This is a genomic window from Anaerolineae bacterium (genome assembly GCA_014360855.1).
In the GTDB taxonomy this organism is placed as follows: Bacteria; Chloroflexota; Anaerolineae; order JACIWP01; family JACIWP01; genus JACIWP01.
Window position 1 is genome coordinate 1 of record JACIWP010000109.1, and the last position, 9,775, is coordinate 9,775.

Annotated in this window: 9 protein-coding genes; 4 read left to right on the forward strand and 5 right to left on the reverse strand. The window is 65.2% G+C overall.

Annotation, left to right across the window (positions count from 1 at the left end):
* Together H5T60_07450 and H5T60_07455 are read left to right on the forward strand one after the other, a co-directional pair.
* On the forward strand, positions 1–1,400 hold a 1,400-nt coding region (locus H5T60_07450; GenBank protein MBC7242266.1), incomplete at its 5' end, for a hypothetical protein.
* Positions 1,397–2,413, forward strand: coding sequence for a glycosyltransferase family 2 protein (locus H5T60_07455; GenBank protein ID MBC7242267.1), 1,017 nt, complete (start codon positions 1,397–1,399; stop codon positions 2,411–2,413). The genes H5T60_07450 and H5T60_07455, both read left to right, overlap by 4 nt.
* On the opposite strand, the gene H5T60_07460 is transcribed toward H5T60_07455, so the two are convergent.
* The 4 genes from H5T60_07460 to H5T60_07475 all read right to left on the reverse strand — a co-directional run bounded on the left by H5T60_07460 (position 2,401) and on the right by H5T60_07475 (position 6,419).
* On the reverse strand, positions 2,401–3,216 hold the full coding sequence (locus H5T60_07460) for a competence/damage-inducible protein A (protein ID MBC7242268.1): 816 nt from the start codon (positions 3,214–3,216) through the stop codon (positions 2,401–2,403). The two genes, H5T60_07455 and H5T60_07460, sit on opposite strands and share 13 nt — an antisense overlap.
* The gene (locus H5T60_07465) at positions 3,200–4,177 is read right to left on the reverse strand and encodes a hypothetical protein (protein ID MBC7242269.1); all 978 of its coding nucleotides are present in this window, start codon (positions 4,175–4,177) and stop codon (positions 3,200–3,202) included. Before H5T60_07465 ends, H5T60_07460 begins: the two co-directional genes overlap by 17 nt.
* A 119-nt stretch (positions 4,178–4,296) precedes the next feature.
* Positions 4,297–4,722: a hypothetical protein gene (locus tag H5T60_07470; protein MBC7242270.1), complete on the reverse strand. Its 426-nt coding sequence runs from the start codon at positions 4,720–4,722 to the stop codon at positions 4,297–4,299.
* Positions 4,723–4,820: 98 nt separating this feature from the next.
* A complete protein-coding gene (locus H5T60_07475; protein MBC7242271.1) occupies positions 4,821–6,419 on the reverse strand; it encodes a hypothetical protein in 1,599 nt (532 codons plus the stop codon).
* Positions 6,420–6,636: 217 nt separating this feature from the next.
* Between H5T60_07475 and H5T60_07480 the strand changes: the two genes are divergently transcribed.
* Positions 6,637–7,650, forward strand: coding sequence for a dihydrodipicolinate reductase (locus H5T60_07480; protein ID MBC7242272.1), 1,014 nt, complete (start codon positions 6,637–6,639; stop codon positions 7,648–7,650).
* 11 nt (positions 7,651–7,661) lie between these two features.
* Positions 7,662–8,585 carry an aminotransferase class IV gene (locus H5T60_07485; protein MBC7242273.1) on the forward strand — a complete coding sequence of 308 codons (924 nt, stop codon included), beginning with the start codon at positions 7,662–7,664 and terminating at the stop codon, positions 8,583–8,585.
* Positions 8,586–8,615: 30 nt separating this feature from the next.
* Here the strand turns inward: H5T60_07485 and H5T60_07490 are convergent, their stop codons facing one another.
* Entirely contained in the window at positions 8,616–9,497 is an 882-nt protein-coding gene (locus tag H5T60_07490; GenBank protein ID MBC7242274.1) for a prenyltransferase, read from the reverse strand.
* Between the last annotated feature and the right edge of the window lie 278 nt (positions 9,498–9,775).

The window sequence follows — 9,775 nt, forward strand, 5'->3', positions numbered from 1 at the left end:
GGTTGGCCCTCGGATATGGCACGGATGTGCAGGGGCTGGTCCTGCCGAATTATCTGACGTACCGTGCTCCTACGGTGGGGGATCCCGCGCCCCTTCTGCTGGATCGGGCGCACAACGTCCTGCTGGATATCCTGCTCACAGAGGGAGCCGCCGGCCTGGTCTGTTGGGCGGCCCTCGGAGCGGGGGGCGTGATAGCCGGCCTGCGGGCGCTGGCGTCGCGTGCACGCTGGAGCAGGGGGGTCGTGGTCGGGGCAATGGGAGCGGCGGTTGTCCTGGCGATGGGTTTGGCATGGCGCCTGCCGCCGGCGTACTGGCCGGCCGCCATCGGCATCGCCACTGCCGGCGGTGTCTCGGTCGGCTGCGCCGCGGCCATAGGGGGTACACCCTCCCATCGTCCTATCGGAACTGGGGAAATGGCGGTTATCGCCGTGCTCGCGGCGCTGGTGGGCCACTGCGTGGACCTGATGGTGGGGTTCGGGACGGCGGGCGTGTCCGTGCTGGCGTATGTTCTGCTGGGCGTCCTGCTGGCCGGCACCTCGGAGGGGCAGGATGAGGGGACGCCGGCGTACGGGCTGGCACTGCCGGCGCTGACAGGGGCCGGCCTGACGGCGGTGCTGGTCGCGGTAGGGGAGGAGGGATGGTTGGACCTCCTGCCGTTGGTGGCGGTGATGTGGCTGTCGGGTATGGCAGTATATGCGTGGAATATGCCGGCGCGTTCCTGGGGGGAGGCGGTGGTCCTTTCCCTTCTGCCGGCGGTGATCGCCGGCGTCGGGGTGCGCGCCGCCGGCGGCGACCCGCGCGGACAGATACTGGCTGGGACAGCCGGCATGCTGGCATGTATAATTATTACCGCGGCGGTGCTGAACCGGAGCGGGCAAAGGGCAATTGGGCCGGCGCGGGCTGTGCCCTGGCGGCTGGCGGGAGCGGTCCTCCTGATAGTGGGCCTGGTGGGTGCCGGCTGGCCGGCGGCTGGAGACGCGTACCTTGCCGCTGGCCGACGGGCACTGCTGGCGGGGGATGGGGAGCGGGCGGACAGGGTGTTGCAGATCGCGGTGAGGTTCCCGCCGTATGATGCGCTGGCGTATGACATCTGGGCACAGCGCTGGATCGCGGTCGGCCGGCTGACGGCGGATCCTGAGGCACGCGCGGCCGCCCTGGGGGAAGCGGCGCGCATGCTGGCGGCCGCCTGGAAGGCGGAGCCGAGACAGGTGGAATGGGCGCGCCGGCTGAGCGCGGTCTATCGGGAGTGGGCGACGTATGAGGTAGACCCGGCGCCCCGGCACACCGCACTGCTCGAGGCGCGCCGGGTATTGGCGGAGGCGATGCGGATCGCGCCGGCGAACCCCGCGCTGCCCGAAGATTTGCAGGCCATTGATTCCCTCCTGCAGGAGGCCCCGTGAGCGCCATGCAGGACGACCGGCTCCCGCTGGTAAGCGTTGTCATCCCTGTACTGAATGAGGAGCGGCATCTGCGCCAATGCCTGGAGGCTGTGCTCCACCAGGACTATCCCGCAGACCGCATCGAGGTCATCGCGGCGGATGGTGGCTCCACGGACGCCAGCCGGGAGATCGTGCAAGAATATGCGGCGCGGGATGGGCGGGTGCGGTTGGTGGAGAACCCGCGCCGGCGCGCCTCTGCCGGCCTGAATGCGGCCATCACCGCGGCCCGCGGCGAATACATCGTGCGGGTGGATGGGCACACCATTATCGCCCCGGACTATGTGTCGCGCTGTGTCGCGCATCTGAGGGGCGATCCACAGGTCGGCAGTGCCGGCGGCTCCATCTCCCCGGTCGGCGAAACTATCGCCGGCCAGGCGGTCGCTCTCGCACTGCGTTCCCCGTTCAGCATGGGCGGCGCGCCCTTTCGCCACGCCCGGCAAGCCGGGGCGGTGGATACGGTGTATCTGGGGTCTTTCCGCCGGCGGGATTTGCTGGAGATCGGCCTGTACAACGCCTCCCTCGGCGCCAATGAGGATTACGAACTGCATTTCCGCCTGCGTCGTGCCGGCCGGTTGGTCTGGTTCGATCCGCACATTCGCTCCCGCACCTATACCCGCCGCACGCTGGCCGCGCTGGCGCGGCAGTACGCCCGCTATGGATATTGGAAGGGGCAGGTCATGGTCCTGCATCCGGCGTCCATCAGCCGGCGGCATACTGCGGCGCTGATAGGCACCGTAGGTTTTGTGCTGTCCGCGCTGGCCGCGGCGCTCGGCCGGCCGGCATGGCTCCTCGCCCTATTAGGCATTTATGCCCTGGTGAACCTGGGCTTTTCCGTACAGCTTGGGTGGCCCTGGAAGGGCCGGCCGGCGGTTCTGCTTCCGATGGTGTTCGTCATCATGCATGTATGCTGGGGGGCCGGCCTGCTGGCCGGCCTGGCGAGGGCATTGGCGCGCCGGCCAGCTCACGAGATCTGAACGATGGGGATGTGCAGGGCTTCCAGCCGGCGTTGGAGTTCCTCCAGCGCCTGGGAAAGCCTGCTCTCGACCTCATCCCGCGCATCGCCGCGCGCGCTCAGAGTGATTTTCAGGCGCACGCCCGGCCCGTACGCCTTGGCGCGGGATTTGACATACACCTCCGGGTGCGCGCGCTGGACGGCATCCACCGCCGGCGCCAGCGAGGACTCGTCCCCGCAGTCCACGATCAGCACCCGCTCCGCGTAGTAGCCCTGTCCGTACAGCTCCCGCAGGATCGGCGTCAGCGATTGTTCGAAGATGCCCTGCAGTTCCGCCGGCACGCCGGGCAGGGTGATAATGATGGTATCGCCCTCGCGCAGGAGCACCCCTGGTGCGGCCCCCACTGGGTTGTAGAGGGGCTGGGCACCTGCCGGCAGGATGGCCATCTTGCGCCGCTCCGGCGTCAGCTCGGCGTGGGCGACATAGCCGGCCTGTGCCAGGCGGGCATAGGTCTCTTGCACCATGCGCAGGGCCTCGGGGTGTTCCTCCAGCGGCCGGCCGAGCGCGGCCGCCATGGCGGAAAGGGTCAGGTCGTCCGCGGTGGGGCCTAACCCGCCTGTGGTGAAGATGACCCGCGTGCCGCGCTGAAGGGCCTGCAGGAGGACTTCCCCGATGACCTGCGGGTCATCGCGGATCAGGGTGGCGCGCAGGACAATGCCGCCCAGACCCGTGATGCGCTGGCAGAGCCAGTGGGTGTTGGTGTCCTGCACATCCCCGATGAGCAGTTCGTTGCCAATGGCGATGATCTCAGTGGTGACGCTCATGGTTGTTCTCTCCTGAGGCGGGGAATAGGCCGGCGTCGAAGTAGGGCATCTGGCGCAGGTATTTGGTCACGTCGGTGCGGCGCATTTCGCCGGCATCGGTCAGGAACGCCGTGAACCAATCCAGCGGCGTATACTCAAAGTAACGGTTGTGCACCCGCAGGGGCGCCAGGCCGTCATATACCTCGCGCGCGTCATGCAGGTCATAGCGTTCCAGGCGGGGGCCTTTGCCGGCCGCCGCCGGCCAGAATTTCAGGGTGCTGCACAGCACGTAGATGGGGACGCCGGTCTCGCGCGCCGCCAGCGCCATGCTCCAGGTGCCGAGCTTGTTGACGACCCCGCCAAGGCCGATGGCATCTGCGCCGACGAGGCAGATGTCGCTCTCCTGCACGGCCAGGGCGATGCCGGCGTCCACAATGAGGGTGACGTCCAGGCCGGCGCCGGCCAGCCGCTCAGCCATGTCCCGCCCTTCCAACATGGGGCGGGTTTCGGTGCAGATGACGGACAGTTTCAGCCCATGACGGTGGGCAAGGAGGAGGGCCTCCTCGACGGAACTGCTGGCCGAATGGGTGAGCACGCGCAGGGAATTCGGGGTGCGGGACAGTTTGGGCAGGGTCAGTTCGGCGATCGCGGAGTTGGAGCGCAGTAATTGTCGGTGGAAGTTTTCGACGACCTTGCTGACCTCGCCGGCCCATTCCCCGGGCTGGCGGAAATTACGCTGGCCGGCTTCCATGGCCGCACTGCACAGGTTGATGATGGGGGCCATGTTCGGCTGGGCCTGGAAGAGCTGATCGCAGAGCGTGAAAAGCCCCTCCCGCTGGCGGCGGAGCGGCCAATCGCGGGCGATGGTGATGAAAGAGGACAATACCTCGGCGGCGCGCAGTGCCAGAGCGGTTGCGCCGCTGACATGGTCCTCCCCGATAGCGGCGATCTCGTGGGAGAGGGAATTGTTGAACATGACCATTCGTTTGCCTCCTTGCAAAATGTGAAGAAGGGGAGAGCGCCGTTGCTTTCCCCTTCTTGATAAGTGATATGGCCGGCTGAAGCTCCGGCGGATTAGTGCAAAGCGCCGGCGCAGGCATATTATTCGGGAGGGACGGGCTTGATGCCGCGGTAAATCTTGCCGCGCGTCAGAAGATGCAGGATGACTTCCGGCTGGGCGCGGCCAATGGCCTGCGCCAGCTCCACCGGTGTCATCGGCGTGTTGTTGTTGGCCAGGAAGACACGGAAAATGGCCGTGATGAGCGGCGTCGAGTCGGATAAGTAATCCGGGCGTTTGCTACAGCAGGACAGCAGGGCCTGCCACAGCGCGTCCACTCGCTTGACCTCTGCCGTGACCGGATCGACCCAGTCCACCAGCTCGGTGCGGTGATAGTCGGGGTAGCTCTTGCGGTGTTCCGGACAGAGCTGATGGTGGAGGTACAGGCGGAAGTCAAGCTGTTCCTGTTCCCACCAGTCCATATCGATATGGAATTTGGTATCCAGGGTAGGTCGGGTCCACTTGGCCATCGAGCGTATCCTTTGTTCTGTCGGGTTCCGGGAGCCTGCCGGCATCGATGCGGCCGGCCGGGCGTATGGCTGTGAGACTGTCGCGCCGCTGAGCATGATCATCCTCGCGTGCGCGTCGGGTCATAGGTCCACATCCCATTGCCCACATAGACGCAATGGGGATCGGTGGACAGCAGGGCGAAGACTGGGCCGGCAGGAGTGCGGCGGAACAGGTTCACGGCGCTGTAAATGGTCTTGGCGTGCACGGCGCCGGATGGGTTGAGCTTCACCAGCTCGGGCATGATCTCGCGCAGGAGGCGGGCCAGCGGCCGGCGCTCGGCAACGATCTGTTCGACAAATTCGTCCAGCACGCGGGCGTCCGCATGGCTGACCGCCATATCTTCGTCATACTGGCAGGCGATGGGCAGTTTCTGCATGGAGAAGACGATGCGGCCATCTTCAATAGTGGCGACGCGCACCCATTCCCTGCGCATGCGCCGCTGTTCGAAATCCACCAGCAGTACGCCGGGCTTTTTCATCCGTTCCAGGCGGATGAAGGCGCCGGGGACGATCTGGTTATCCTGGTACCAGCGCTCCAGGCCGGCGATGAAGCCCATCTCATGGTGCACCCAGCCCACAATGGTCTCGCCCAGCTTGCCGTCAATGAATTCCATGCGGCTGTGCTGGTATGAGCCCTTCGGCAGCATGGCGGCGAGCTGGGGAGAGAGGGGCAGGGTGCCCGAGCGCCAGTGCGGGTAGGTGAGCACAATGTGGGCTTTGTAGACCATGGATTCCAGGCCTCGCGCCGCGAGCTGGTCCGGCTCGAAGTCAATATCTTTGGCGACGGCGACAAGCTCGGGCAGGATGGACTGTCGGTCGTAAGGTTCCTGGAGGAGCTGGAGGCGTGCCGGCGGGTTGACGATGATGTCCGGCTCCAGCCGACGCAGGAACCACAGCACCGTGCCGTCCCAACCCACGTCGTCGAAGCGCTCGTCTTGGGAAAGTTGGGCGTTGAGCGCGAACTCTTGGATGGGGAGCGGGATTTCCTTGGGCAGGTCCAGCTCGGCCAGGATCTGGCGCGGGGTCATGGGCTGGCCGGCGACATCAATGACCGCTTCCGCCAGGTTGAGATGCCCAATATGGATCTCGGGGAGCATTTCCTTGACCAGCCACTGCCCCTGATACTGGATGAAGCCCGAATCGGGGCGCTGGAGGACCTCCAGCAGGCGCTGGGCGACTACGTCCCCGAATTTCTTGGCGATTTCTTCCGCCGAGACCGCTTCCTGAAGGAAGGCAAGGCCGTTTTCCCCGTCGGGGCGGTTCAGAGCATGGGGCGTGGTGAGCTTCGAGGCAAACTCGCGCTGTTCCCCACTGTGCTCGAAGCGCACCTGGATGACCTCGAAATGGCCGTGGCTGGGATCATATCCCGGCCGGGTGCCCACGACCGTGCCGACGGCGAACTGCAGGGCCGGGAAAATGAGCGTTTGCCCAACCTGATAGCTGTCCTTCGGCTGGTAAAGCGGCCCGCGGGACAGCTCGTGTCGGATGGCGTTGATTTCATCCTGACAGCGCGCTTTGATCAGGTTCAGCACCAGGTCCTGAAGGGGGACAGGGCTGCCGTGATCAATGATATACTGGCGCAGATAGGCCAGGTCGTCCTCAGAGATGGAAAATGATTCCTGCCAGTAGCTTGGTGTCTGGGTTTTCAGTGCGATCACTCGTATTGTCCTCCTGCTCGCGTGGGAGCAATGCCAATTTACAATTATACCCAATGTTACATAGGTTGACAAATTTTCCGGGCACTTTGCGCCGGCTCATCGGTGTATGGGGATATCGGGCGGCCGGCACAGGCGCCCTTTCAGGTTGACAGAGGTTGTGCCGGGTGATAACCTATGAACGTGTTCACAAGCGGAACTTTCCTGGAGGGGATGCGCGATGACGGAACTGCGTGTGGTGCAGTACGGCCTGGGGCCTATCGGGTGCGAGTGCGTGCGGCAGTTGCTGACCAGGCCTGGCGTGCGGTTGGTAGGGGCAGTGGATATTGACCCAGGGAAGGCCGGCCGCGATGTGGCGGAGGTCGCCGGCCTGCCCGAACCGCTTGGGATACGGGTGCGGGATGACGCGCCGGCTCTGCTGGCCGAGACCCGGCCGGATGTGGTGATCCATTCGACCGCCTCCTCCCTGCCGGCGGTGGCCGGACAGCTCGCCGACATCCTGTCCGCCGGCGCCCATGTCATCACCACCTGCGAGGAGGCGGCTTTTCCTGGCTGGCGCCATCCGGAGGTGCACGCGGGGCTGGACGAGCTGGCCCGCCGGCAAAAAGTGACCCTGCTGGGCACCGGCATCAACCCCGGCTTCATCATGGACACCCTGGCTTTGGCACTGAGCGCGCCCTGCATGCGGCTGGAGCGGGTGCAGGTGCATCGTGTGGTGGACGCCGCCGCCCGCCGGCTTCCCCTTCAGCACAAGATCGGCGCCGGCCTCACGCTGGAGGAGTTCGAGGCCGAGCGGTCTGCCGGCCGCGTCGGGCATGTCGGCCTGGCGGAATCGGCCGCCCTCATCGCGTACGGCCTGGGCTGGCGGCTGGAACGGATCGAGGAGACGCTGGAGCCTATCGCCGCATCGGAGAACGCTGAGACGCCGTATCTGTCCGTACCGGCCGGCTCCGTCGCCGGCATCCATCAGGTAGCGCTGGGATTGGAAGGGGATGCGCTCCGGGTGGTGCTGATGCTGGATATGGCGGTGCATGCGCCCGAGCCAGGCGATCACATCCTGCTGGATATGGGCGCCGGCGGCCGCATTGAGGCACATATCGCCGGCATCCACGGGGATACAGCCACCGCCGCGGTGGTCATCAACGCCATCCCGCAGGTGCTCCGCGCACCGGCCGGCTTCCTGACCATGGCCGATATGCCGCTGGTGCGGTATTGGGGCCGGCCGGCCTGGTAAGGAGGCGCGCCATGTCCGAACTGTTGGTCTACCGCAACGGCGAGCTGGTGCCGGACAGCCAAGCCACGATCTCGATCCATGACGGCGGGTTCCTGCTCGGCGATTCAGTGTATGAGGCGGTGCGCACCTTTCGTTTTGTGCCGTTCCATCTGGAACCGCATCTCGACCGGCTGTGGCGCTCGCTGACCTATGCCCGGATCGACCCTGGCATGAGCCGGCAGGAACTGCGCCAAGCCGTGATGATGACGCTGGAGGCCAATCGACCTCTGCTGGAGGATGACGTCTGGTTGTACTTGTACATCACGCGCGGCCGGTTTGTGAACAATGTGCAGTATTACCTTCCTGCGTCCGCGGAAGAGCGCCGGCCGACCATCATCATCTTCTGCCGGCCGCTCCCCTTCGCGGCCTTTGCGCGAGGGTATGAGCAGGGCGTGCATGCGGTCATCCCGCCGTCGCGCCACCTGCCCCCGCAGTGCCTGGACCCGAAACTGAAGACCGGCTCGCGCATGCACCTCGTGCTGGCGGAGTTCGAGGCGCGCATGGTGGACCCGGAGGCCTGGTCGCTCATCCTGGATATTCACGGCAATCTGACGGAGAACAAGAGCGGCAATGTGTTCGTGGTGAAGGACGGCGCGCTGTACACGCCGCCGGCCGACGGTGTCTTGGCCGGCATCACGCGGGCGACGGTGCTGGAGCTGGCCGGCAGGCTGGGCATTCCGGCGCATGAGTGCCCTCTGCAGGCCTATCATGCCCTGACCGCGGATGAGGCCTTTTTCACTTCCACGGGCTACTGCATCATGCCCATTACCCGCATCAACAAAATAGTCATCGGGGATGGCCGGCCAGGTCCCATCACGCGGCGTCTGCTGACGGCCTGGGGGGAGATGGTCGGGATAGACCTGGTGGAGCAGGCGCGCCGGCACCTGCGGGAATAGTCCGGCCGGCGCGCCGCAGTGCGTGGGTGGTCAGTGAAGCCCCAGGACGGTGGCCAGGAAAAAGCCCAGCGCCAGCAGGAACGGCGTGCCGACGGTGACGATGACATTGAGTCCCATGGCCGGCAGAAGCTCGGGGATGGATTCCGCGTGGCGCGCCGCCAGGCGGTAGGCCTGCCAGGCGGGAATGGCCGTGAGCAGAGCTAGGAGACTGGTCCAAGGGAAGAGCCCCGCCAGAGTGCTAATGATGATGGTGGCGTAGGCCAGGATGAGGAGCAGGCCGTACAGCCGGCTGCTGGCCTGCCGGCCGATGGTGATGGGAAAATGCCGGCGGCCAATGGACTGATCCGCCTCGACGTCGGGGAACTGATTGAGCAGGAGTAGGTTGCTGACCAGGAACGTGGGCACCAGGGAAGCGGCGAAAGCGATCAAACTGTAGCGGCCCGAAAGGGCGAAATGACTGCCCATCACCATCAATATCCCGAATCCCAGCCCGGGAGCGATCAGACAGCGGATGGGATCGTACGTCCACCACGCGGTATAGCTTACCACTAACAGCAACCCCAGCAGGCCCAGCGGAAGCAGTTCCCATCCCGCTTGCCAGACGAAGTAGATGCCGACGCCCGCGGTCAGAAGCAGGGTGATAATGGACAGCCAGAGGGCGTAGCGCTCCAGGGAAGGATTGGCCGGCAGTGTGCCGCTTCCGCCGCTGAAGGGGGTGGGGCGGGTGCGGGCATCCAATCCACTGCGGAAGTCGAAATACTCGTTAAAGGAATTGGTGCTGATGTGGGCGAACAGCGCACCCAGCAGTACCAGCAGGACGTGCCATCCATTCAGGGAGCGGGTTTGCCAGAAGGCGGTGGCGATGCCGACTGCGGCGCAGGCCGGCGCCAGGATCAGGAAGGGCACTCGCATGGGACCGAGCAGTAGACGCAGTGACATAGTTCTCCTCCCGGAGGTCGATGATATCACGAATGGTCAAGGTCCTGAGAATGGTCCCTTTATTCACCGATACACAAATCGTTGGCTAGGCCATCGGCATGAATGCTGGCACAGGTAGAGGAAGGTTTATGAACCGCATGCTATGACCCACAAAATATATATCACGAGCACATTGGTGTCAACTTTTCTGACCAGAACGCGTTGGACGACCTTCGTGCTTTCCTGGCAGGTGTGGCCCACGGGGGTGGAGG